This is a genomic window from Niallia tiangongensis, from assembly GCF_044704065.1.
In the GTDB taxonomy this organism is placed as follows: domain Bacteria; phylum Bacillota; class Bacilli; order Bacillales; family Cytobacillaceae; genus Niallia; species Niallia tiangongensis.
Genome location: NZ_CP162613.1, coordinates 2,230,168 through 2,252,599, shown reverse-complemented (window position 1 = coordinate 2,252,599; position 22,432 = coordinate 2,230,168). Strand labels below are relative to the sequence as shown.

The 22,432-nt window shown below is 34.6% G+C and carries 28 protein-coding genes; 2 read left to right on the top strand and 26 right to left on the bottom strand.

Going from position 1 to position 22,432, the window contains the following annotated elements:
* Positions 1-24: 24 nt before the first annotated feature.
* The 15 genes from cydC to AB3U99_RS10455 all read right to left on the bottom strand — a co-directional run bounded on the left by cydC (position 25) and on the right by AB3U99_RS10455 (position 12,013).
* On the bottom strand, positions 25-1,743 hold the full coding sequence (gene cydC, locus AB3U99_RS10525) for a thiol reductant ABC exporter subunit CydC (RefSeq protein WP_400247400.1): 1,719 nt from the start codon (positions 1,741-1,743) through the stop codon (positions 25-27).
* Positions 1,740-3,473, bottom strand: a complete 1,734-nt coding sequence (cydD, locus tag AB3U99_RS10520) for a thiol reductant ABC exporter subunit CydD (RefSeq protein ID WP_400247399.1) — start codon at positions 3,471-3,473, stop codon at positions 1,740-1,742. The genes cydC and cydD overlap by 4 nt, the downstream gene beginning before the upstream one ends.
* Positions 3,474-3,512: 39 nt before the next feature.
* On the bottom strand, positions 3,513-4,526 hold the full coding sequence (locus AB3U99_RS10515; RefSeq protein ID WP_400247397.1) for a cytochrome d ubiquinol oxidase subunit II: 1,014 nt from the start codon (positions 4,524-4,526) through the stop codon (positions 3,513-3,515).
* Complete coding sequence (locus tag AB3U99_RS10510) at positions 4,523-5,875, bottom strand: cytochrome ubiquinol oxidase subunit I (protein ID WP_400247396.1); 1,353 nt, start codon at positions 5,873-5,875, stop codon at positions 4,523-4,525. The genes AB3U99_RS10515 and AB3U99_RS10510 overlap by 4 nt, the downstream gene beginning before the upstream one ends.
* A 360-nt stretch (positions 5,876-6,235) precedes the next feature.
* Positions 6,236-7,012, bottom strand: a complete 777-nt coding sequence (locus tag AB3U99_RS10505) for a sulfite exporter TauE/SafE family protein (protein WP_400247394.1) — start codon at positions 7,010-7,012, stop codon at positions 6,236-6,238.
* Positions 7,013-7,065: 53 nt separating this feature from the next.
* A complete protein-coding gene (locus AB3U99_RS10500) occupies positions 7,066-7,293 on the bottom strand; it encodes a sulfurtransferase TusA family protein (RefSeq protein ID WP_031534664.1) in 228 nt (75 codons plus the stop codon).
* A gap of 26 nt (positions 7,294-7,319) precedes the next feature.
* On the bottom strand, positions 7,320-8,447 hold the full coding sequence (locus AB3U99_RS10495; protein WP_400247392.1) for an MBL fold metallo-hydrolase: 1,128 nt from the start codon (positions 8,445-8,447) through the stop codon (positions 7,320-7,322).
* A gap of 50 nt (positions 8,448-8,497) precedes the next feature.
* Complete coding sequence (locus AB3U99_RS10490) at positions 8,498-8,890, bottom strand: DsrE/DsrF/DrsH-like family protein (RefSeq protein WP_400247391.1); 393 nt, start codon at positions 8,888-8,890, stop codon at positions 8,498-8,500.
* A gap of 256 nt (positions 8,891-9,146) precedes the next feature.
* Positions 9,147-9,722: a sulfurtransferase TusA family protein gene (locus tag AB3U99_RS10485; RefSeq protein WP_400247389.1), complete on the bottom strand. Its 576-nt coding sequence runs from the start codon at positions 9,720-9,722 to the stop codon at positions 9,147-9,149.
* A 53-nt stretch (positions 9,723-9,775) separates the two neighbouring features.
* On the bottom strand, positions 9,776-10,072 hold the full coding sequence (locus AB3U99_RS10480) for a rhodanese-like domain-containing protein (RefSeq protein ID WP_400247387.1): 297 nt from the start codon (positions 10,070-10,072) through the stop codon (positions 9,776-9,778).
* 12 nt (positions 10,073-10,084) lie between these two features.
* Positions 10,085-10,450: a rhodanese-like domain-containing protein gene (locus AB3U99_RS10475; RefSeq protein WP_400247386.1), complete on the bottom strand. Its 366-nt coding sequence runs from the start codon at positions 10,448-10,450 to the stop codon at positions 10,085-10,087.
* A gap of 42 nt (positions 10,451-10,492) precedes the next feature.
* Positions 10,493-10,972 (bottom strand): DsrE/DsrF/DrsH-like family protein, encoded by a 480-nt coding sequence (locus AB3U99_RS10470; protein ID WP_235247659.1) that lies wholly within the window; start codon positions 10,970-10,972, stop codon positions 10,493-10,495.
* Between the two features lie 63 nt (positions 10,973-11,035).
* Positions 11,036-11,263, bottom strand: coding sequence for a sulfurtransferase TusA family protein (locus AB3U99_RS10465; protein ID WP_400247384.1), 228 nt, complete (start codon positions 11,261-11,263; stop codon positions 11,036-11,038).
* An 86-nt stretch (positions 11,264-11,349) separates the two neighbouring features.
* A complete protein-coding gene (locus AB3U99_RS10460) occupies positions 11,350-11,613 on the bottom strand; it encodes a metal-sensitive transcriptional regulator (protein ID WP_031534652.1) in 264 nt (87 codons plus the stop codon).
* Positions 11,614-11,662: 49 nt separating this feature from the next.
* Positions 11,663-12,013, bottom strand: a complete 351-nt coding sequence (locus AB3U99_RS10455; RefSeq protein ID WP_400247382.1) for a hypothetical protein — start codon at positions 12,011-12,013, stop codon at positions 11,663-11,665.
* Between the two features lie 291 nt (positions 12,014-12,304).
* On the opposite strand from AB3U99_RS10455, the gene AB3U99_RS10450 reads away from it, so the two are divergent.
* Positions 12,305-12,493, top strand: coding sequence for a hypothetical protein (locus AB3U99_RS10450; RefSeq protein ID WP_400247381.1), 189 nt, complete (start codon positions 12,305-12,307; stop codon positions 12,491-12,493).
* A gap of 716 nt (positions 12,494-13,209) precedes the next feature.
* Here the strand turns inward: AB3U99_RS10450 and AB3U99_RS10445 are convergent.
* The 6 genes from AB3U99_RS10445 to AB3U99_RS10420 form a co-directional block, all read right to left on the bottom strand.
* A complete protein-coding gene (locus AB3U99_RS10445; protein WP_400247379.1) occupies positions 13,210-15,177 on the bottom strand; it encodes a CoA-disulfide reductase in 1,968 nt (655 codons plus the stop codon).
* Between the two features lie 686 nt (positions 15,178-15,863).
* A complete protein-coding gene (locus AB3U99_RS10440) occupies positions 15,864-16,307 on the bottom strand; it encodes a cell wall hydrolase (RefSeq protein ID WP_400247377.1) in 444 nt (147 codons plus the stop codon).
* 316 nt (positions 16,308-16,623) lie between these two features.
* Positions 16,624-17,841, bottom strand: coding sequence for an ATP-binding protein (locus tag AB3U99_RS10435; protein WP_400247376.1), 1,218 nt, complete (start codon positions 17,839-17,841; stop codon positions 16,624-16,626).
* Positions 17,842-18,102: 261 nt separating this feature from the next.
* On the bottom strand, positions 18,103-18,516 hold the full coding sequence (psiE, locus tag AB3U99_RS10430; protein WP_400247374.1) for a phosphate-starvation-inducible protein PsiE: 414 nt from the start codon (positions 18,514-18,516) through the stop codon (positions 18,103-18,105).
* A gap of 139 nt (positions 18,517-18,655) precedes the next feature.
* Entirely contained in the window at positions 18,656-18,970 is a 315-nt protein-coding gene (locus AB3U99_RS10425) for a hypothetical protein (protein ID WP_400247372.1), read from the bottom strand.
* Positions 18,971-19,097: 127 nt separating this feature from the next.
* Entirely contained in the window at positions 19,098-19,271 is a 174-nt protein-coding gene (locus AB3U99_RS10420) for a hypothetical protein (RefSeq protein WP_400247370.1), read from the bottom strand.
* A 152-nt stretch (positions 19,272-19,423) separates the two neighbouring features.
* On the opposite strand from AB3U99_RS10420, the gene AB3U99_RS10415 reads away from it, so the two are divergent.
* Positions 19,424-19,561: a hypothetical protein gene (locus AB3U99_RS10415; RefSeq protein WP_400247368.1), complete on the top strand. Its 138-nt coding sequence runs from the start codon at positions 19,424-19,426 to the stop codon at positions 19,559-19,561.
* A 127-nt stretch (positions 19,562-19,688) separates the two neighbouring features.
* Here AB3U99_RS10415 and AB3U99_RS10410 read toward each other — a convergent pair whose 3' ends face one another.
* The 5 genes from AB3U99_RS10410 to AB3U99_RS10390 form a co-directional block, all read right to left on the bottom strand.
* Complete coding sequence (locus AB3U99_RS10410) at positions 19,689-20,489, bottom strand: EcsC family protein (RefSeq protein ID WP_400247367.1); 801 nt, start codon at positions 20,487-20,489, stop codon at positions 19,689-19,691.
* 30 nt (positions 20,490-20,519) lie between these two features.
* Positions 20,520-20,981, bottom strand: a complete 462-nt coding sequence (locus AB3U99_RS10405) for an NUDIX hydrolase (protein WP_400247366.1) — start codon at positions 20,979-20,981, stop codon at positions 20,520-20,522.
* Positions 20,982-21,016: 35 nt separating this feature from the next.
* Positions 21,017-21,460, bottom strand: a complete 444-nt coding sequence (locus AB3U99_RS10400; RefSeq protein ID WP_400247364.1) for an NUDIX hydrolase — start codon at positions 21,458-21,460, stop codon at positions 21,017-21,019.
* Positions 21,461-21,618: 158 nt separating this feature from the next.
* Positions 21,619-22,149 carry a hypothetical protein gene (locus AB3U99_RS10395; RefSeq protein WP_400247363.1) on the bottom strand — a complete coding sequence of 177 codons (531 nt, stop codon included), beginning with the start codon at positions 22,147-22,149 and terminating at the stop codon, positions 21,619-21,621.
* 62 nt (positions 22,150-22,211) lie between these two features.
* The gene (locus tag AB3U99_RS10390; protein ID WP_400247361.1) at positions 22,212-22,367 is read right to left on the bottom strand and encodes a sporulation protein Cse60; all 156 of its coding nucleotides are present in this window, start codon (positions 22,365-22,367) and stop codon (positions 22,212-22,214) included.
* Positions 22,368-22,432 lie beyond the last annotated feature (65 nt).

The window sequence follows — 22,432 nt, the reverse complement described above, 5'->3', positions numbered from 1 at the left end:
GGAAGTCTTAAATCCGCTTCGTTCTTAAAGCAAGCTTTCTTCTACTACTTTCATATTATAAAAATATTCTTGTTTATTCATTAACTCCCTATAAGAACCGCACTCGACAATTTCTCCTTGATCCATTACAATAATTTGATCCATATGCTCTAATTCCTGTAAGCGATGGCTAACTAAAATGAATGTATCCTGTTCAGCACACTCAAAAATTTCCTGATAAATATTTTGTTCTGTCTGTGCATCAAGTGATGACGTTGGCTCATCTAGTAACCATAAATGCCCTTTTTTCAAAAATGCTCTAGCAATGGCCAAACGTTGTTTTTCTCCCCCAGAAAGATTTTCTCCTTTTTCTAACACGCGATGCTCTAGCGAAAAATGTTCTAACCTTGCTTTTTTTAATGCCGCTTCCATTTGGTCGTCACTAAGCTGTAATCCAGCTAATTGAAGATTATCACGAATAGTTCCATAAAAATAATAATTTTCCTGTAAGACAACTCTCGTTTGTTCCCAAATCGCCTCGCTGGAAACTGTCGATGTGTCAAAATCTCCCCAATAAATTTTTCCAGCATCTACATGTTGTAGCTTTAAGATAAGCTGAAGCAAGGTGGATTTTCCAGAGCCACTCGCACCAACAATCGCCGTCTTTGACCCGGCTGGCATCATAAATGATAAGTTTGGAATCGTTTTACGCCAATCTCCCGTGTAAGTGAATTGAATGTCTTTAAACGTTAATGATGGTGCGAGGCTAGGTAATTCATTAAGAGTAGTCTCCCTCTTATCTTCTATGAAACTCAGATCTTCTACTACTTCATATAAACGTGTAGATGCATCTCTACTTTCTTGCATATAGATAGGAAAAACCGCCATCGGTGCAGCAGGCTCAAAGACTGTTAGAGAAATCATGACAAGCATTGCCAAAAATATCCCTTCAAGCATCCCATTAGTAACAAAATAGGCTCCAGCTCCTATGACAAACCAACTTGTAACAAACGTCATAAAACCATTAAACGATTGACTAGACACTTTATTTAAATTTTCTACTTGTTGTTGATTAATATACGATTCAGAGTGACTTAAAAGCTGTTGTTGTTTACTTGGTAATTGATGAAACAGCTTTAATTCACGAAACCCATACATTACCTCTGTAATGTGAGTTGATAGCTCACCACGATCCTGCCTAACTTTCCCTTTAATTCTGACTTGCTTTAAGGAAAATAGTGCTGGAATGATAATCGTCGTTAGGAAAAATCCAAGTAATAGAATTAGAGCAATGGCAATCGAATAAAAACTAGTAAATAAGATAGTACTAACAAAAACAAGTAAGAGCACAAGCGGTGGATAAAACACCCTTAAAAAGAAATTTTGAAGGCTTTCTACATCTCCGACAACACGCGCAAGTAGATCCCCGCTTCTATATTTGTGAAAAATTTGTGGAATAAGTGGCGTTAGTTTTTCAAAGAAAGCTACTCGTAAATTACCTAGAATCGTAAATGTTGCTCGATGTGAATAAAGTCGCTCCCCATATTTCGCTCCTGCTTTAACAAGACCGAGTAACTTTACTGTCGAAGTCAATATTATCAATGTATAAAAAGGAGGAATTAATGCAGACTTAGCTATTAGATAACCACTTGCAGCAAACAAACCTACACTGCTAGTTCCAGCAATAAACCCACAAATGACAGCAATACTAATATCTTTTTTCTCCATTAACATCAATTTCATTATTTTCTGCAGTGCGCTCACTTTTGTACCCTCCCTTTTTGGATCATTACTAGCTCCTTATATGCGGGTGAATTTTCTAATAATGATTCGTGATTACCAACATCTAGTAGTTTTCCATTTTCTAAAAATAGAATTCGGTCAGCATTTTTTATCGTATGTAAACGATGCGCAACGGTAATAACCGTTGCTGTCTCATTTAATTTCTGGATCGATTGCTGTAAGATTTTTTCAGTAGCTAAATCCAGCCCACGTGTTGGTTCATCCAACAATACAATATGAGGTTTTTTTAGAAAAGCACGTGCAATGGATACTCTTTGCTTTTCACCGCTAGAAAGCCCCCTTCCAGCTTCACCAATTTTAGTTTCAAACCCATTTTCTAATGATTCAATCAATGAAGCGATTCCTGCTAATTCTGCTGCCGCTTTAATTGCTTCCATGCCAACTTCTTCTGTAGTTCCCATCGCAATATTTTCAGCTATCGTTCCTGAAAAAATATAAGGGTTTTGCGATATATAGGAAATTTTCTCTAACCAAGAGAATTCTGTATATTTTGTGAGCTCTTCTTGATTAATGTAAATCGCCCCCTTCTCAGGAGTAATCATACCTGCTATTAAATGAAGTAAGGTTGTCTTTCCTGCTCCACTAGCGCCTACAATGGCAATTTTTTGCTTAGGTAAAAAAGAAGCTGTCACAGATTCCAATTGAAAGTTAGTATTTGCGTAAGTTAAATTCACTTGATTGAGCTGAATGGTTGGTGGCACTTCCCACTCTGGAAAAATTTGTTTCCCCCATATAGTAGGTTCATCTTCTTCGTCAAATACTTCTAATACTTTTTTAGCTGCTCCCATGCTGCTTCTACCATTATGAAACGTTACTCCAAGTTCTTTTAATGAACTATAAAATTCCGGAACCAATATTAAAATCAAAAATGCAGTAAAAAAAGAGAGACTTTCATATATAATTATTTGAATAGCAAGTTCTAGTGCTACTATCCCAATACTCAACATCGATATAAGTTCAAGTGCAAAAGATTGTGTAAATGCAATCTTCAATATTTCTAGCGTAGTATCGCGAAAGCTTAAACTACTTTTTTCTAATTCTTCTTTTTGCCGAATTGTTTGTGCAAATAGCTTTATAGTTACTAACCCTTGTAAGGTTTCTAAAAATTTAGCAGAAAAAGAAGCTAATTTCTCCAACTTCTCCTCTGATTTTTTTTGTGTTTTGATACCAATTACTATCATATAAATAGGAATAAATAGGGCACAGACCATTAAAATAATGCCTGAATTCATATGCTGTGTGGAAATAACAATAAGCATTAGAATCGGCACAAATATACTTTGCATAACCTGAGGGATAAACTGACTATAAAAACTATCCATCTCATCCACACCATCAAGTAGCATACTTACTTTTTCCCCAGTCTGACCTTTTTCAGCTAGTTGGACAGAATTAGAAACATACTTCTTTAATAACTTCTTACGCGTATCCCCCTTGACATCGCTTGCAATCAAAACACCAATCCGTTTACTTATATAATCCATACTGGACCTTACAAATAGAATGAGGAGTAACGCTATCAACCACGGTATAACTGCTGAAAATGTTTGGTTTTTTAGAAAAACACCATCGACAATGCTTGTCATCACGTAAGCCTGTGCAACTATTGCGAGGCCAAGGATCAATGTGAGACCCATTAAAAAATAAACCTTCTTCTTATGAATCCAAACCGTTTTCTTTAAATTTCCCATGAACAATTCAGCCCTCTAATCTATAATTTAGCGTATTCATCATTTTTTTCCTTTGGCATAATCTGCATCAAATAAAAAGAGGCGCATCAATAAGATTAGAGAAGGAATTAATAATAAAAGTCCCCCAATAAAGGCAATTATAAGCGCCATTGCCATAGATGAATTTGTAACACTATCTTCAATATTGATGTATGGATAGAGCAAATAGGGATACTTAGCCATTCCGTATCCGAAAAAGGCAAAGAGGAACTGCAGCATAATAGCAATAAATGCAATACCATAATTTCTACCAATATATAATAGGCTAATCCCAATGATGAAAAAGCCCATTGATAAGCCAAATATCCACCATAAATCCAACATATTTTCATAGTTGACCTGGTTTCTCTGACTTAAAGCAATCATCGTTGTCAACGCCATAATAATGGTTGGTGTTGCCCAAAATAATGCCCATTTACGTACTAACTGAAGTGCTGCTATATCTTTTGCTCTTGATGCATAATAGGTGATAAAGCTTGCACTAATAAATAAAACAGAAACAATAGCTAACGTAACAATACTCCATGCTAATGGACTGGTAAATAATTCTAAATACTTTAACGAAACTTGACCGTTTTGTTCAGAAATATATCCTCCTTCTGAAATCGTTAAGGCGACCGATAACGATGCCGGGATGAATAGCCCTGTAGCTCCATATAGAAACATATAAACATTACTTTGTTTTGAACCATAATTTTCAAAAGCATAAAAGGAACCTCGAATTGCTAGCAAGATAATCCCAAAACTTGCAGGTACAAGTAAAGAGGATCCATAATAATATGCCGTAGACGGGAAAAAACCGACGATTCCCACAAAAAAGAAAACTAAAAACACATTCGTAACTTCCCAAACAGGCGATAAATAGCGCGAAATAATTTGATTAATGATATGATCTTGCTTCGTTATCTTTGCATAGTATGCAAAAAAACCTGCTCCAAAATCAATCGATGCTACAATGAGATAACCGTATAAAAACAACCATAACACCGTAATTCCAATTACTTCATAGCTCATTTTTCAATCCCCTCTTTCCATTCAGGGTAATGCTTCTCTAACTCAAGTTCTGCTGGATTGTCTTTAAATAATTTTCGCAAGGTTATAGTAAATAATGTACCGAGCACTATATACAATGCTAGAAATAGAAAAAACATATGCACGATATAAGGAGAAGAAGTTGCTGCCTCATCAACGGTCATATATCCTCTTACTATCCAAGGCTGCCTTCCTAATTCTGCAAAAAGCCATCCAAGTTCTACAGCTAACATTGCAAGCGGTCCACTTATCGCAAGTAGCCAAAGCATTAATTTACTGTGCACATTCCAGCGTTTGAGTCTGCTTAAAACAATATATAAGAATGAAATACCTAATAAGAAGAAACCAATGGATACCATTGAATCAAATAGATAGTGTATGATTAATGGGGGTCTTTCCTCTTCTTTCGTTGCTTCCAATCCAGTTACCTCGCTCATAAAGTCACCATGTGCTAAAAAGCTTAGAAATCCTGGTACGCGAATCGCTCCAACGACTTCATTTTCTTTATTCAGCCATCCAAAAAGAAGGAGATCAGCATTCTCCTCTGACTCAAAAAGCCATTCTGCGGCAGCTAGTTTCTCTGTCTGATGTTTTGCTAAATATTTTGCTGACACATCACCGGCTAACGCAGTAATTACCGAAAATATAAACATAGCAATAACCGTCATTTTTAATGCTTTTTTATGATATTCAAGAGCACCTTTATTCCTTATTAACGCAATTGCGGCAATAGTTGCTAAAATAGCGGCTACAGTTAAATAGGAACCTCCCAATACGTGAAAAATTCTAGTTGGAGATGATGGGTTCAACATTGCTTTTAATGGATTAACAGCAACAAATTCCCCATCCACCATCGTAAATCCATTAGGCGAGTTCATGAATGAATTTACCGTCGTTATAAAAACAGCAGACATGCCCGCACCAATAACGACCGGTAACGTTAATAGCCAGTGCGTGTATTTACTTTTAAATCGATCCCAAGTATATAAATAAATCCCCAAGAAAATAGCTTCAAAGAAAAAAGCAAAGACTTCCATAAATAACGGCAATGCAATTACATTCCCTGCAAGCTGCATAAAGTTAGGCCAGACTAAAGATAACTGTAGGGCAATGGCTGTTCCAGTCACTACTCCTATTGCAACAGTTATTACAAACCCCCTTGACCATCTTTTAGCAAGCAATTCATAATGCTTGTCTTGTTTTCTAATACCGACTAATTCAGCTATTGAAATAAACAATGGTACTCCTACCCCGAGTGTTGCAAAGATTATATGAAAAAGCAGGGTCATTGCTGTAATCAATCTACTAATCGTGACCGTATCGAAATCCATATTTTCTCTCCTATTCATTTTGAATTAGTGAATTATTGAGCATAATTATGCCATATTATATCGATATAGGATTGCTGTCCTTCCTCATTTTACTAAGAGTTCCCTTTTAGAGTGCCCACATTATTTCATACTTATGTATGGATACGCTAGATAGAATGAGGCACCTATCTAGCCTCCTATTGATTAAATAAAAAACTAATTTCAATTAAAATCACTTTTATTATCTCATTGGGATTTTATATAAACACAGTACTTCAATAATTCTACCTTCTTTTCCCTTTGATATAACTTAACTATGTTAATATTATTAGGAAAACAGTAGTTTAGTCAACTACTTCTCTTTGGCTGATCAATAAATACTTATAATATTTCCATCCAAGTCTTCACTGCTGTCGCTAAAATTAAAATTCCCATTATTCCTTGTAAGACCCTTGTGTTGACCTTTTTTCCAACGTTAGCTCCTATAGGTGACGCCACCAGACTGGCAACAACCAAAATAAGAGAAGGCAAGATAGGTACATGGCCTGTTGAGATTTTTCCTGAAACAGTTCCTATTGATGAAATAAGTGTAATGGCTAAGGATGATGCAATGGTCATTCTTGTTGGTATTTTTAATAGGACAAGCATGATAGGAACTAATAAGAATGCTCCTCCTGCCCCTACAATACCTGACCCTACACCTACGATAAAGGCAAATGAAGCAGCTAGCCATTTATTAAACTTGACTTGTTCTAAACGGTTAGCATCTATCTCCTTTTTAGGGACAAACATTAAAACAACCGCAATAATAGCTAAAATGCCATATACGATATTAATTCCACTTTCCGACATGTGAGTAGAACTAATCCCCCCAATAAAACTCCCGATTAAAACGCTAATTCCCATATTAACAATTAATCTTTTATTTAAATATCCGCCACTACGATAAGCCCAAACACCACCAAGCGTCGCAAAGAACACTTGGATGGCTGTAATTACTGAAACTTCATGTGATGTAAAATGACCCACCCCTAAAATTACTGGAATATATAATAACATTGGATAATTTATAATGGCTCCTCCTATTCCTAACATTCCAGAAAGAAAGGAACCGATAAAGCCAATTGTGAAAATAGTGATGATGAAATTAATATCCATATAGATCCCCCCTCTTTAGAAAAAAAAGAAACCTTAATTGGTCCCCTTATAGTTCAACCTTTTTTAATCCAAAATTTCAACACTCCGTTTTCATCTTCGTGTTGTAATAATTCATGCCCTCCTGATTTAGCCCAAGCAGTTAAATCATTTTTAGCCCCTTTATCAGTTGTATGAACTTCTAATACCTGACCTGATTCCATCTCTCCCATTGTTTTTTTTGTCTTTACAATCGGCATTGGGCAAGCTAACCCTTTTGCATCTAATACTTTAGTTGATTCCATTATCATATTTTCCTCCTATTTATAAATTATCGGACTGCACAACGGTTTGGTCCTATTTCCATCTCACGTTGTTTATCTAAGTCTGGACTAATTTTCCCCATATTTGTTTCACGAATTTCTTGATAAGCGTTTGGTTGTGGTGGTAGGTTCTCTGTTACAAGTCTTCTAAACTCATTTTCGTCTTCAATATTTAAACCATGATTTTTCTCAAACAATATACCTAATCTTTCTGATACACTACCGTCTTCATTCAGTTCATCAATGATCATAAAGTGAGCTGGGAGTACAATTAGTTCTTCTGAAAGTTCTCTGTAACGAGAGTACAGGCTTTCACGCAAATCTGCTACCCAGTCTTCTGCCATTCCCGCTAAATCGGGTCTTCCAATTGAATCAATAAATAAGATGTCACCTGACAGAAGGAATTTCCCATCCACAACAAATGATGTAGAACCGATTGTGTGACCTGGAGAGTACAGCGCATGAATATCAATTTCTGTTTTTCCGATTGTCACTACTTTGCCGCCTTCTAGAGCGTTGTATTCAAAAGTTACCTCAGTCGCATCTTTTGGAGGTAACCAGTATGTTGCACCTGTTTTTTCAGCGATGACTCTTCCTCCTGAAATATGATCTGCATGAAGATGAGTATCAAAAACATGTGTGATTTTTACTCCCATTTCATTCGCAAAGTCTAGAAAAATATCTGTCATACGAGTGGCGTCTATAATTGCAGCTTCTCCGTTAGAAACCACCATATAGGATAGACAACCTTTTCCGATACGAACAAATTGGTATACTTCTCCACCTTCCGTTAAATTTCCAATCTTTACAGGCTCTAAATGTTCACTCCACGCTTTCATACCACCTTGCAAATAAGAAACAGTTAAACCTTGTTCTGAAAGCATCTCTGCCACCATTACAGAAGAACCCTCTTTAGCACAAACAACTAATATTTCTTTTGTAGCAGGAAGTTTTTCTAAAATTCCTTCCACTCCATCAAGTAATTCAAAATACGGGATATTTAAATAATCAAAGTTTTCCCCTTCAATTTTCCAATCCTTAAAATCACTTTCGTTACGAACATCTAGAATAAATAATTCTTCTTTGTTAAATACTTTTTTAGTTACTTCTTTTGTCTGCATAACTTTAACAGTCATATCATTTACCCCCTACGGTATATTTTTGGTTAAAAAAATAATAAACCCTCTTAAAAAGTTAGTGTTACGTCTGCATCTTTAGCAAATTCTAAAAAGGTTACTGCTCCTCCTACTTCAATTCCATCAACAAAAGCATCTTTTTCTAATCCCATAACATCCATTGTCATTTGGCAACCAATGAATTTAACACCCATTTCTTGGGCCATTGCAACTAATTCGGGAATAGCTGGTACATTTGCATTAGCAAACCCTTGCGCGAAATGTTCTTTGCCTTGAGGCATTGGTAGCTGTTTGTATTCATTTTTATGAATTAAGTTCAACCCTTCAAAAGTAAAGAAAATGGCTACTTCTTTATCTGTTGCTGCTGCTGTTGCAATATTAAATACCTTGTAAGCATCGAATAATCCACCATTACTTGCTATAATTGCTACTTTTTTATTCATTATTCATCCTCCTAGTTTTTTAAAGCCGACATAATTGTATTCGGGTCATAGCCTACAATCCAATTACCGTTTACCTAAGTCTGTGGCATTCCCATTTGACCTGTTTTGTTTTATTAACTCGTACATAGCCTCAGGTCTTGTTGCAACTTTCACCTCTATGAAAGGAACAATGTGTTCTGCCAAAAAGTTTTTTAGCAGAACACACTATGGAAAACGCGAAATAGTATATACTGTTACTTCGTCCATATTAATCTCTCTAATTGATTAATGAATCCGATTTTCCTGTCCAAGCACTCATGCCTGGAACCACATTAATCACATTATCAAAACCCTTTTCAGCTAACTTTTGAGCAGCAAGATCACTACGGTTACCTGTGCGGCATACCACATAGATTTCATCATCTGCTTTTAATTCGTTTAAACGCAAGTCTAATTCTCCTAACGGAATCGAAACGGCATTAGGTATATGATTAAATGCATATTCAGCTTCTTCCCTTACATCAAGAACCACGATATTTTCATGCGTTTCTAGCTTCTTTTCAAGTTCTTCATTGCTAGTTACATTGGGATGTTTTCTTTCAATTGAAGCATCATTAGATGATTTTCTTAAATAATGTTTTAATACATTGTCTTCTTCAATTGTTCCAAGATAATGATGACCAGCACTATTAGCCCATGCTTGAATATCAGCTTTTGAGCCCTTATCTGTTGCTTGAACTTCTAAGACCTGACCAGCTTGTAAATCATTCATTGCTTTTTTTGTTCTTACGATTGGCATTGGGCAAGCTAACCCTTTTGCATCTAATAAAAAATCTGTTTTTAATGATTCCATCTTATTAAAGCCTCCTATTTTACCCCATCGGGTATTTGATTAGCCGAAAATATTTACTTCGTCTCGCCTTCCCATGCAAGCATTCCGCCAGTCATATTTATTACTTTATATCCATGATCTTCGAGAAATTGACTTGCTTGACCACTTCTTCCACCAGAACGGCAAACCATGATATATTCTTTAGATTTATCTAATTCATGCATACGGAATTCTACTAACCCTAGTGGGATATGAATGGCTCCTGGTATCTTACCAGTTGCAACTTCATCAACTTCTCGAACATCAATAATATTTAATGCTTTACCTTCTCTTAAAAGTTTCTCTACTTCTTTTGCAGTTAATTGTTTCATACTTTTGCCTCCTTATGATCTCCAGGCGCTCATTCCGCCTTTTACATTGGTCACTTTAGTATATCCTAATTTTTTTAACATTTTAATTGCGTTTTGACTTCTCATTCCACTTTGGCAAATAACAATTACTTCTTTATCTTTTGAGAGTTCTTTCTCCGCTTTTTGCATAATTTGTTGAAGTGGAAGATTTTTAAATCCTTTAATATTGTTTACTCTATATTCCCCAGGAGTACGGACATCAATAAATTGTTTATTTATATCCTTTAACTCATCCCTTAGCTTTAATGCTGTAATCTGTCTTACACCTTTTGTAGGAATGAATCGTCTGATGGTAAAAATTAACAGTAGCCCAATTATTATATAATTTAGATATTCCAAGATTATCTCTCCCTTTTATGTAGGGAAGAATCCCCTACTGATTTAGATAAATAGGTTTACATTTCCATCTTCTGCATCACCCAAATAAGCAGCAACACCTGCATATTCAATATTATCCAACAGTTCTTCTTTTTGAAGTCCTAATAAATCCATTGTCATCGTACAGGCAACAAGCTTTATATCTTGTTCTCTTGCCATTTCGATTAAATCTGGGAGTGGCATTGCATTGTGTTTTTTAATCACATTTTTAATCATTTTAGGACCAAAACCAGCAAAGTTCATTTTTGACAGCCCCATTTTATCTGCACCTTTTGGCATCATTCTGCCAAACATTTTTTCCATGAAGCCTTTTTTCACTTGAATATCTGCATCTTTTCGCAAGGCATTTAGTCCCCAAAACGTGTGAAAAATGGTTACTTCATGATCATACGCTGCTGCCCCGTTCGCAATGATATAAGCTGCCATTGCTTTATCATAATCGCCACTAAATAATACAATTGTTGTTTTTTTCTTTTCTGTCATTGTAGTTCCTCCTCATGTATCAGTCACCCTTACCTGTATGGGTATATTTATAAACAAAAAATTTTAACCTTTTTTAATCCAAAACTTTAACACATCATTCGCTTCTTCATATTTTAGCAGCTCATGTCCACCCGATTTTGCCCAAGCAGTGAGATCGTTCTTTTCACCTTTATCAGTAGTATGAATTTCTAATACTTGACCAGCAATTAATTCATTTATTGCCTTCTTTGTTTTTACAATTGGCATTGGACATGCTAATCCTTTTGCATCTAACAATTTATCTATATTCATTCTTTTAACTCTCCTTTCATCATTTACCATTACCCCTATGGGTATAATAGTAATAAAAATAAAAGTGGGTGTCAACCCTTTTATTTTTATCTACTTTTCACAAGCAGATTTACAGCTTCTTTTACTAAATCTTCTGTGTTTTTTTCTCCATTTTCTTCTGCATTGCGCACACACTCTACTAAATTAGAACTAACTACAACACCAATTGTCCGATCAATAGCAGCACGTGTTGCAGATAGCTGAGTTATAACATCCTTACAGTCTTTGTTTTCTTCCATCATCCTTAAAATTCCTCTAAGTTGGCCTTCAATACGTTTTACTCTATTTTTCATTTGCTCATTGTACTCCATGTGATTACCCTCCTTAACAAATAATTACTTTTTAACTTGTTTCCTATAGTTACCTATGTTCTCCCATTTCATACTGATCGAAAAGGATGTATCCGACTATCTTGAAACCTTTTTGGCGTAATAAACGAACTCCTACATTCTTTTCCAAGCGATTTGAAGCTACTACAATCAGATCGCTTTTTGATATATCTGTGTAATGCCTATTTATATAAGAGACTGGAATGTTAATCGCACCTTGTATAGGGCTTTTATAAGAAACATTATAATCTCTTATATCTACAACATTCAACATACTTAATTCAATATCTTTTTTATTTATTTGTGGAACCCCCATTATTGGGATATTCCTTCTAAACATAAAGTAACCAATAATAATAAAACTTAAAATAACAATAGTCATATGAATCTTTCCTCCTAAATTAAAGAGGCAGGAATAACTGACAAAACCTATAATATACCCCGATAGGTATTTTGTCAACACTCCTTTTTGTTTTTTATTACTTAATCATTGGACATCTTACTCAAGAGCACAAGCATTTACAAACCTTGATAATATCGAATAAGTATATCTTGCAGTTACTACCTCCTATTATTTTAACTTTTGGATTTCAATCCATTGAGTTTTTTTAACTACTCATTTATAATACCAAGTATTACAATATGATTTAAAGGTTATTGTGGAGGTGTCATTATGAGTTTATTTAAAACTTTATTTAGCGAAAAGTGCCCTGAATGTAAGAAAACTTTAGTAACGGATAAAACAGCTTTTATGAATTCGATAGTAAAAAAGTCTTGTCCTGATAATCATTATCAAAAAGAATATCATCCAGCTCTTGAAACGTATGTTGAAAGCAATCATGTTTCTTTAAAAAAATATTAAAATGGCAGTAATCATAAATTTTCATGGGAGACTGTAACTTTCAACAAAGAATGAGTATACAAAGCATTAGCTATTAATTATATTCCCCAATACCGTACTGTTAACTTTGACAGATTTTGCGAAAGATAAAAAAGAGGCTAGGACATAAGTATTCCAGCCACAGATAAACCCGAACAACTATATGGTATTCCATATGATTGTTCGGGTTTATATTGGTTTATAAAAGGCTGTTTCAGTAAAGATGGTGTTATTATCCGCAGCCTGAATACACTTCGCTTTCCATGGGGCGAGCGCCGAGCCGCTTCGTCGCTCACGCTCCTGCAGGGTCTCGGACTTTCTCGCAGCTCCCATAGGAGTTATTTTAAAAAATGGGTAACACCACCTGAAATGAGTCTGAAATAACTTTTAAAAATTTTTTTATTTCTCAAAAAATCTACTACAAACGTTGGTATATCAACTTTTCTGGAGGGAGTCTACGTGTATTCAGGCTGCTCCGTCTTTCCAATTAATTAATTTTTTCTATTTCCATAATAGTTTATAGAAAAACAATCTTTAATAACGAATTAGATTTTAACTGACTATATTTAAAATCATAAATAACTAGCATGAAAAAGTAGCCTTTATTTAAGAGCTGAATTAAGGATTGTTCGTCTTTACAGGTTGGCTATTTTGATTTGTCCCAGCCTCTTTTAAAAGTATTTTTGATTAAATAGAAGTTAAATGCTTCCCTTTAATTTTTCTTCATTTTTTTCAATCCAAAATTTAATCACTTTTTCCTCTTGTTTTGTTTTTAAAAGGGTATGTCCGGCATTTTTTGACCATGCAGGCAGATCATTTAACGCACCTTTATCTGTCACATGGATTTCTAATATTTGACCGCTATCCAACTGCTCAATCGCTTTTTTTAGTTTTACAATCGGCATTGGGCAGGGTAAACCAGTAACATCAACAACAGCATTCACCTCTATTTCATCAATATCTTCTATATCTGATTCCCAAGGTTGATTTGTTTTCGTTTCAATAGTTTTGTTTATAACGCTTCTAAATACAGAGGAATACGTTTTAAAACCTCCATCAACATTTTTAACAGTGTATCCACTATTTTTTAATATCCTGCTTGCCAGATATCCCCTTAATCCAACTTGACAACTGACATATATTGTTTGCTCTTTTGAAAGACTATCTAATCGGTTCCTGATTTCATCTAACGGAATATTCAAGGAACCTTTAATATAACCAAATTCCCGTTCCATTGGCTCGCGAACGTCAATCAATAACCCTCCAGCTTTAACAATCTCATCGATTTCATGCCACTGAACCATTTCTAATTCCCCTTCCATTATGTTAGAAGCTACATAGCCAGCCATATTAACAGGATCTTTTGCTGAAGAATATGGAGGAGCATAAGATAATTCTAAATTAGTCAAATCATTCACCTTTAATCCACCTTTTATTGCTGTTGCGATTACGTCAATCCGTTTATCAACACCATCTGCTCCGATAGCTTGTGCACCAAATATTTTTCCTGTTTCTTTATCAAAGATTAATTTTAAAGCAATTGGTGCTGCTCCTGGGTAGTATCCTGCATGAGAACTTGGATGAATATGAACAACTTCATATGAAACTCCTAAGCGTTTTAGCGTCTTTTCATTATTGCCAGTTGCCGCAACCGTTAAATCAAATACTTTAGCAATGGAAGTTCCCAATGTACCATGGTACTTCTCCTTTTTCCCCATCATGTTATTTGCCGCAATTCTGCCTTGTCGGTTAGCCGGCCCTGCAAGTGGAATCATAGCTTTTTTCCCGCTAATATAATCCACCACCTCAACTGCATCCCCGACAGCATAAATATCTTCATTAGAAGTCTGAAGGTATTCATTTACAACAATTCCTCCACGCTCTCCTAATTCAAGTCCTGCTACCTTAGCTAATTCATTTTCCGGTTTAACACCTATAGAAAGAATGGTCATATCGGTTTCTATTTCTGTTCCATCAGAGAGAATAACTTTCTTTCCCTTATTAGCAAATGCTTGGACCCCGTTTTCTAATATTAGATTCACACCTTTTTCTTTTATGTTTCCGTGTAAAATACTAGCCATTTCAAAATCAATTGGTGCCATAATTTGCTTTGCCATTTCAATAATCGTTACTTCTATTCCTCTTTCTAACAAGTTTTCCGCCATTTCAATTCCAATAAATCCTCCGCCAATTACTATCGCCTTTTTAGGATGATTGGTATCAACATATTTTTTTATTTTATCTGTATCTGGAATATTTCTTAATGTAAATAATACCTCATTTTCACTTAATCCTGGAATTGGTGGGACAATTGGTTTAGCCCCTGGTGATAATAATAACTTGTCATAGGATTCCTCATACTCTTGCCCCGATTGTAAATTCTTAATTGTGACTTTTTTATTTTTGGGATTAATGCTTAATACTTCACTTAAATTCCGAATGTCCAGATTGAATCGATTTGACATTCCTTTAACGGTCTGGACTAATAATTTGCTTCTGTCTTTGATTGTTTCTCCAATATAATAAGGCAGTCCGCAATTAGCAAATGAAATATGTTCCCCCCTTTCTATAAGAACAATTTCTACATCTTCACTTATTCTTCTTAATCTTGCTGCAGCTGTTGCCCCACCTGCAACTCCACCTACTATAATGAGTTTCTGTGACATATTATTCCCTCCAACTATTTTTAATTTAATTCAAATAAAAACCCTTAAATATACCCCGCTAGGTTTATACCTATATGGGTATTATAAAATATAAATTAATTTTGTGAAGGTTATTTGAGTTTCTTTCACAATATCTTCACAATTAAATAATTGTAATATTGTAAAAATATTCCATTCATTTATTTAAGGCTATTTTTCTAAAAGATTATTGTTTTTTTTAATAGGAAAAAAGAATTAGTTGGAAAAATAGAGCAGCCGGAATACACGTAGACTCCCTGTGGGATTAGCGAGCCAAGCCTAATAACAGCTGGGGTCTTGGCTTATAGAGCATGCCCATAGAGGCTCCATGTCAAGTTGCAGAACTCTGCAGTTGCAATATTATGTACTTTTTAATTTCAAAATACAAGCATTAATCTTACTCGAGTCAATGCTCAGGTAATTTACGTATAATTTCCACAATGTAGTCCTATAAATACTTTATATTCTAATTCTAAAAAGGAGTCTGTAACCATTGAAATTAGCATAACAGGTTACAGACTCCTAATAAATATGTTTAAATTCTTTGAACTTAATTCCGATACTTGGGCTAAATTCTGTATTTATTTTGGAAGAACTCTTATTTTTTATTACCAAGTGAACCTATTGCAACCGCTCCTCCATTATCTACTGCACAGATTAAAATAAGCTTAACCTCCTGTATAAACCGTTTCACATGTTCCAGCTTGTGGTTCATAAAAACAATGATCTTTATATTGCCCTGCAAAAGGTTGACCATACCAAGTTGGAGGACATGGTGCATATGGATTAAAATACCAAAGCGCATATTTTCCTGGATGCTCTCGCCAATAATCTAAATTTTGTTTCGCCAATTTTTTTTCAGCAGCTCTTGCTCTTTGATAAAATACATTCCCCTTTTGAACAGCTTCAAAAGAATAATTTCCTCCTTGAACTTGAAAAATAACTTGTGAAATGGTTCTTAAATCTTTAAAATCTGTACAATCAGCTTTAAGACGATTAACAATTACATTTCCAACATATAGCATTCCTTGTGGCCCTTCCCCTTCTGCTTCCGCCCTCATCATTCTTGCCATTAAGTCAACGTCTGCACTTTTATAGCTTACTCTTGGCATTTTTTTCACCCCTAAAATTAATATAAAAAAAAGCTTCATTGAAAGATTTTTATTTAGAAAATAAGAATGCTTCGTTTGAACTTAAAAGAAAACGAAAAGCATTCTTTTTTATAGTTTTATTCAACAAAATCCCTGTCAATTACCTAAAATAAAATAAAAGTTATTTGTAGACGAAATAGAAGGCAGATTCCCTTTTAAAAAGTTTTGTCAACTAAGCCCCCCTGATAATCGAAATAGAAGAAATGTGTACATAATAAAAACGTCTAAATCCTGATGTAGAAAGAGTTTAGACGTTTCACAATTGATATACGCATTATTAATCGATTTTTACAATAGGAAAAGTTACTGTAACCTCTGTCCCTTTTCCTTCCTCGCTCCAAATGTTAATCGTTCCTTCATACTTTTCGATAATGTTATAACAAATCATTAAGCCTAATCCTGTTCCTTTGGCCTTTAAGGAATAGAAAGGGGTTCCAACCCGCTCTTGTTGTTCCTGGCTCATGCCTGAACCGCTATCGATTATCATAACTTTCACTCTATCCTCTTCACCGGTTACTTTTACTTGAATCGTATCTCCATGGTGAGAAGCTTCAATCGCATTTTTTAATAAATTTACAAATAATTGCTTAAACTCCATGATGGTGCAGTGAATTTTGTAGTCCTTTTCCATTTCTAGCTCAATATGAATCGTATCAACCATTGCATATGTGTTTAGTAAGTCCATCACTGTATGAAGTGCAGTGTTGACCGATACAACCTCCATCTTTGTTTCCGACGGCTTTGCCAGTGATAAAAAATCAGAAATAACGGTCTCAGCAACTTGTAGCTCATCCAACATCAGCTTGTAGTGCTTTTTGATATGTTCTGGTAATGCCTTATCATTTTCATGTAGTTGAATAAACCCTTTTACTACCGTTATAGGATTACGAATTTCATGTGCAACAGCTGCCGCAAGCTGCCCAGTTGTCCTCAGCTTTTCAGCTTGCTTAACTTGATCGTAATATAACTCTTGATCTTTCATTCTTTTTTGAAAGAGAAGGAACAGGAAAAGTAGCAAAAGCTGTGTCGCCAAGAAATTAATGGCTACTCCAAAGAAGTCCAAATAGTTGTAAACATGTATACTATGTGTATCATACATCATCAAATAGATAATAATGCTAATCGTTATCGTAATGTTACATAACAAAGTGATATAGAATAGTCTTATATGTAAAAATAATACGGGAATAACTGGGATAAAACTAATCAGTAATAACAAAGCAAATCTGTCAGGAAATCGTAAAAACATAAAGAAAAAGTATGCAGACATTAAAAGAATAATCGTGGCTCTAAAATTTACTGAATCTCTTTTTGGAAAAATGATTAATAGAATAGAAATGCTTACAACGAATAATAATTGCAAAATTAAAGATAAAGAAATATTTCGATCATCTTCTATGTAAATTAATACTAACCCTGCACTCATTAATGTAATAAATAAGCCAATAATCATACGATATAGCTTTATACTAGGTAAAAATTCATTGTCTATCATTTAAAAAGTCCTCACAATACTATTGTATCTTACTAAATTATTCAAAAAAATGTTCCTTTGGCTATGTAAAAGTCTATTTTACCTTAATGTTCCTTCTTTTTGTAGTCTAGTTTTCTCTAAAACAATTTTTACGGTCTATTTATTGCTATGGTTTGTGCCTATTTTTTATAAAGTAATAAAAAAACGTCTACCTTTAGGAAAATAAGGGTTAGACGTTTAACATTTGTTTAAGCTTAGGATGTAACATTTCTACATAATGGACTAATAATCTTTTTTTAGAAGTTTTAAGTTTGTTAATAATAAGGAAATAGTTAAAGCGAGAATAGCCAATGCCCACCAGAAAGCATTAATTGGATCATCATGTTCAATAATGATTAATCTGACAATTGCTGTAATACCAATGTAAATAAGATAGCGTAACGGAAAGTGAAAATGAGAACCAAAATACTTAATAATTAAAGCGATAAATTCAAAGTATAAAAAGTAGGTAAGTAGCTCCTCTGTGAATAAATAATAATCTTGTTCATTCTCTGGTACAAAGGCTACATATGTAAAAATATACCACGTTTCCTTTATAAGTAGAAAACTCAAAATCAATCCTATAAGAAACAGGGAGATATTCAACAGTATTTGTAAAAATATAGGTAGTTTAGAGAAAAACTTTATTTGATTCAATTTTCTATAACTCCTTTATCAGTGGTATAACTTAATATGAGCTATATTTGGATCAAATAACCAGGAAGTAGATACTTTAATTTTTATACGGTTGAAACAAATAAGCGGTAACCCTCCATAGGATAACGCACTTATTAGTTTAAAACTTTGGCGGGACTGCTTCCCCTGTTGTAATATTAAAGCCTGCTGCTTTCATTTTTGTCTGCTTGTTATTCCAGCCTATTACTAGCATTTGGTTCCTATTTGTCTCCGTATCCTTGCTAAGGACAAAATGATACCCTTTTGCCCATTCTTCACCTGGATAAATAGTGCCCTTATCAAGTGCCTTTTTCAGTAATTCAGGTGGATCATAATGTATATCTTCCAATTTAATAAACTCATTTTTCGATTTAGGAGTATCCCCTTTTTCCGTTAATTCCTGTGCATTATCTATTTTTCCCTCATGGATGGTCACTAGAAAAAATTGCTTCGTGTCTGGTACACCAAAGCTAATATTCCAAAATTTTCTTTTACCATTACTTCCATTCGCATTTCCGGGCAGATCTAAGTCTATATTAATCGCTTGTAATAATTGCGCATTCTTATTTCTGTGCAGACGGATAAGCTAAATCGATCGCTTTTTTTATTGATAATTCTGGCTGGTTAACGACCACTGCTACATCATCTACCGCTGACGAGAAGGAGTGAGCAGATACTTTCTCTACAGTACAAATCGAACAAAACAAAATGAAGATAATAGAAACGATATTTTTCATTTGAATGAGACTCCTTTTTAAGGATATTCTTTCCAAATATCATACCGTTATTCCTTTTCCTCTAACAATGAGAAAAGGTTTAAGCCACCATGGAAAAATTACCTGTCATGGGATTTTCATTTTTACCCATCCTATTATTGGAGGTGGTAAAGATGAACAAGCAAAATCCTGTTGAATATACTGGGAAGGTTCTAGACCAGCGAAATGACCTTACTGGACCCGATGCAGACAAAGCATCGTATCCAAAACGTCCCAAACATGTATCAATCCAAGAGCCTAAGAGAAAATAGCTCCACCCCCTGCCCCCTATCCAATTAGGGGGAAACTTACTTAAAGACAAGCGCAAATTTCATTCTAACTTGTCCTATAGGAAGGTTGTTGCCAATTCAATCGTCCTTGTAATCAAATAAAGGAGGACTATTCCTCCTTACCTGTGTATTGCTCTATTCTCTCCAATACCCTACGCTTTTGATAGAGCATATTCGCAACCTCTCCCACATCTTTTATTGCTGTTTTATTCATATAAGCACCAAAAATCATTCCAGCGACGGGAATCATTTGAAACAGCTTTTTCCAACCAAAATTATCTCGATAAGAGGCGAATACCTCTCTCCAGCCTTGTAGCTGCGCAAAGCCTTCCTCCTCTCGTGCATTTGTCAATTCATTTAAGATTGCTTTTTTTCCAACTATATCAGATGACGTAAATTGCATACATTTGATCATGAATATGCGTTCTTCCTTATTGGATGGGTCATATCCATATGCAACTGCCACTTCTTGTATAGTCTTTAAGGTAATCCCAAAAATAAGGGGAATATCTACAGCTAGAGTAAAAATCCCACCAAATCCAGTTGTAGCCCCCTGAATTTGCGCGTTCTTAGCATGATTTTTTATAAAGGCTTCTGCTGTCTTTTCCATGGAATCAATAGAAAAGTACTTGATATCATCAAGGTTTATATCCTCCTGTAACGATAATTCTTTTTTTACTTTATGTACTGTTTTTTCCTTATTCACTAAATATTTTCCGCCATTGTCAATATATACTGCAATTTCATCTAATAGGATATGTATTTTCTCTTGTATGTATTTCGGTGTCAATTTGTCTAACAGCACAAATGGAAGCCGCCCGATTTTTTCCCAGAAGAACAACCCTTTTTGGTTTTTCTCCCATTTTTCAATGGTCTTTAATTTTATTCTGAGCTGTTCTAGATTTTCCATTGCTACACCTCTTATAATTAAATGCTTCCGTTATCGTAACACATTATTTTCCCATTCAATATATTTCTCCAGATATCCTCTATATTTATCCGATAATTCACTAGGTAATTTATTTAAAGGAAAATACTGCATTTTTTCTGACTCACTATAATCAATGTTCATTTCTCCACTTATATCTTTTGTAAAATACATTGCTGTTACTGCATATACTTCATCGCCATTGGGAATTTTAAAATAATAATCAGAACCAGAAAATACATTTAGTAATGTAAGATTTTCAACGCTTAATCCTGTTTCTTCAAAAACCTCTCTTCTTGCTACTTCTTCAAAGCTCTCACCTAAATCCATTAACCCACCTGGCAATCCCCAATATCCATCAAGCCTTTTTTGTAATAACACTTCCTCTTGTTCATTTAGCATGATGACAACAGAACCAGGTAGAATAAGTGGCTTATGCCCTACATGCTGCCTTAAATATTTATAGTATTCCATTTATTATACCTCCCAGCTCCGATAAGTGAAAATTGTTATCCTTTTCTTAATGCTTCCTGAATTGCCCAGCTTTGATGCTCATGAAATAAACCTTCTATTGCTTGAATTGGTTCTAGCCATTTCAGTAAATGACCTTCCTCTGTTGGTTCCCCTATTTGTTTAATGATCTTGCATATATAGAAATACCCTTCACTCAGATAATACTTATATTCATTTGTTGAGTAAAAATATCTGCGCGCACTCCCAATAAAGGAACCTATTTCAATGTCCATCCCCATTTTTTCCAAAGCTTCTCTTACTAAGCATACTTTGTGGGTCTCATTCTTTTCTATTCCTCCACCAGGAAGAAAGTAGTTGCCATCACTAGTTTGAATGACAGCAATTTTATCTTTCTGCTTATTAAAGATCACACAATACGCAGCAGGTCTTATTATGTATTCTTTACCTTCTTCTTTTTTACCGAATGTGATTATTTTCATTATGAATCTCCTCTTAACATTTCATTTACCAATTCCTCTCATTTGTCTTTCTCTAGAACTCCATAGTTTACTAGAAAAATCATCTTCATAATAGATCACTAAAATTAAATATTATCCCCCTATCATAGTAATTGACAAGGAGATAATGGAGCACATCCCTACTCCGTAATCACTTCGATATCCTCATGCGTTGGTTTATCCTTTGTATAAGAAATCCAATATGTATATTCTCTAGAAAAATCATCTGTAAAATGCTCTAAATAGGTTACTGCTTTTGCCGATTCTCCAAGCACCTTTACCTCTTTGACTGATGCATTTCCCATTGGCATCGTAATAGTAACAGTAGGACCATCTTCTCTTGCAAATATCATAGACGTATCAACAGACCCTGTACGATCCTCTGGTCCCGCTACCCAAGTTAGCTTTCCTTCCTTATTCTCTAAAATAACTAAATCAGGATTATGGGTATTGCCGCTTTCATGCTTGTTTTTAAAAATAACATAAATGAAATCATCTTTTAGATCGTAATCAATAATTTCTTTATTCTTTAATTTGTGTTCTTCCATTACACTCGAAATTTGTTCTTCAAGTGATGCAGTATCACCTGATTTTACATCAGAATCTTTCCCTTGATTGGAACAACCAATCAAAGTGAATAAAATAAGAAAGGAAGCAAGTAATTTTTTCATAAATAAACAGCTCCAGACATTTTTTGTATACGATTAGAATAGGAAAAGGATTTGTTGAAACCTTATGCTTTATATAAAATAACTGCTGCATAGATTTCTTGTTCCGTTAAAGGTTCATTGTTCACCGCAAACTTCACATCTATTATTTCATGATTTTCCAATTCCTTTAACGCTTTATTTAAATTAAGCTCAAAATTTTTATAAAATTCTGAAACCACTTTAGATTAGATCATAATGCAATACCTCCCTTCTCCTTATAGGTGAATAGATGAACTATTTTTAT

Excerpts from the sequence above, each read along its gene's own strand:
- AB3U99_RS10460 (WP_031534652.1), bottom strand. The coding sequence starts at position 11,613 with ATGGAGTACAATGAGCAAATGAAAAATAGAGTAAAACGTATTGAAGGC.
- AB3U99_RS10500 (WP_031534664.1), bottom strand. The coding sequence starts at position 7,293 with ATGGAATCAACTAAAGTATTAGATGCAAAAGGGTTAGCTTGCCCAATG.
- AB3U99_RS10510 (WP_400247396.1), bottom strand. The coding sequence starts at position 5,875 with ATGGATTTCGATACGGTCACGATTAGTAGATTGATTACAGCAATGACC.
- AB3U99_RS10465 (WP_400247384.1), bottom strand. The coding sequence starts at position 11,263 with ATGAATATAGATAAATTGTTAGATGCAAAAGGATTAGCATGTCCAATG.
- AB3U99_RS10495 (WP_400247392.1), bottom strand. The coding sequence starts at position 8,447 with ATGACTGTTAAAGTTATGCAGACAAAAGAAGTAACTAAAAAAGTATTT.
- AB3U99_RS10490 (WP_400247391.1), bottom strand. The coding sequence starts at position 8,890 with ATGAATAAAAAAGTAGCAATTATAGCAAGTAATGGTGGATTATTCGAT.
- AB3U99_RS10455 (WP_400247382.1), bottom strand. The coding sequence starts at position 12,013 with ATGACTATTGTTATTTTAAGTTTTATTATTATTGGTTACTTTATGTTT.
- cydD (WP_400247399.1), bottom strand. The coding sequence starts at position 3,473 with ATGGGAAATTTAAAGAAAACGGTTTGGATTCATAAGAAGAAGGTTTAT.
- AB3U99_RS10480 (WP_400247387.1), bottom strand. The coding sequence starts at position 10,072 with ATGAAACAATTAACTGCAAAAGAAGTAGAGAAACTTTTAAGAGAAGGT.
- AB3U99_RS10440 (WP_400247377.1), bottom strand. The coding sequence starts at position 16,307 with ATGCCAAGAGTAAGCTATAAAAGTGCAGACGTTGACTTAATGGCAAGA.
- AB3U99_RS10515 (WP_400247397.1), bottom strand. The coding sequence starts at position 4,526 with ATGAGCTATGAAGTAATTGGAATTACGGTGTTATGGTTGTTTTTATAC.
- AB3U99_RS10410 (WP_400247367.1), bottom strand. The coding sequence starts at position 20,489 with ATGGAAAATCTAGAACAGCTCAGAATAAAATTAAAGACCATTGAAAAA.
- AB3U99_RS10400 (WP_400247364.1), bottom strand. The coding sequence starts at position 21,460 with ATGAAAATAATCACATTCGGTAAAAAAGAAGAAGGTAAAGAATACATA.
- AB3U99_RS10505 (WP_400247394.1), bottom strand. The coding sequence starts at position 7,012 with ATGGATATTAATTTCATCATCACTATTTTCACAATTGGCTTTATCGGT.
- AB3U99_RS10435 (WP_400247376.1), bottom strand. The coding sequence starts at position 17,841 with ATGATAGACAATGAATTTTTACCTAGTATAAAGCTATATCGTATGATT.
- AB3U99_RS10485 (WP_400247389.1), bottom strand. The coding sequence starts at position 9,722 with ATGGAATCATTAAAAACAGATTTTTTATTAGATGCAAAAGGGTTAGCT.
- AB3U99_RS10445 (WP_400247379.1), bottom strand. The coding sequence starts at position 15,177 with ATGTCACAGAAACTCATTATAGTAGGTGGAGTTGCAGGTGGGGCAACA.
- AB3U99_RS10450 (WP_400247381.1), top strand. The coding sequence starts at position 12,305 with ATGAGTTTATTTAAAACTTTATTTAGCGAAAAGTGCCCTGAATGTAAG.
- AB3U99_RS10405 (WP_400247366.1), bottom strand. The coding sequence starts at position 20,981 with ATGGAATACTATAAATATTTAAGGCAGCATGTAGGGCATAAGCCACTT.
- AB3U99_RS10415 (WP_400247368.1), top strand. The coding sequence starts at position 19,424 with ATGAACAAGCAAAATCCTGTTGAATATACTGGGAAGGTTCTAGACCAG.
- AB3U99_RS10420 (WP_400247370.1), bottom strand. The coding sequence starts at position 19,271 with ATGAAAAATATCGTTTCTATTATCTTCATTTTGTTTTGTTCGATTTGT.
- AB3U99_RS10395 (WP_400247363.1), bottom strand. The coding sequence starts at position 22,149 with ATGAAAAAATTACTTGCTTCCTTTCTTATTTTATTCACTTTGATTGGT.
- AB3U99_RS10470 (WP_235247659.1), bottom strand. The coding sequence starts at position 10,972 with ATGACAGAAAAGAAAAAAACAACAATTGTATTATTTAGTGGCGATTAT.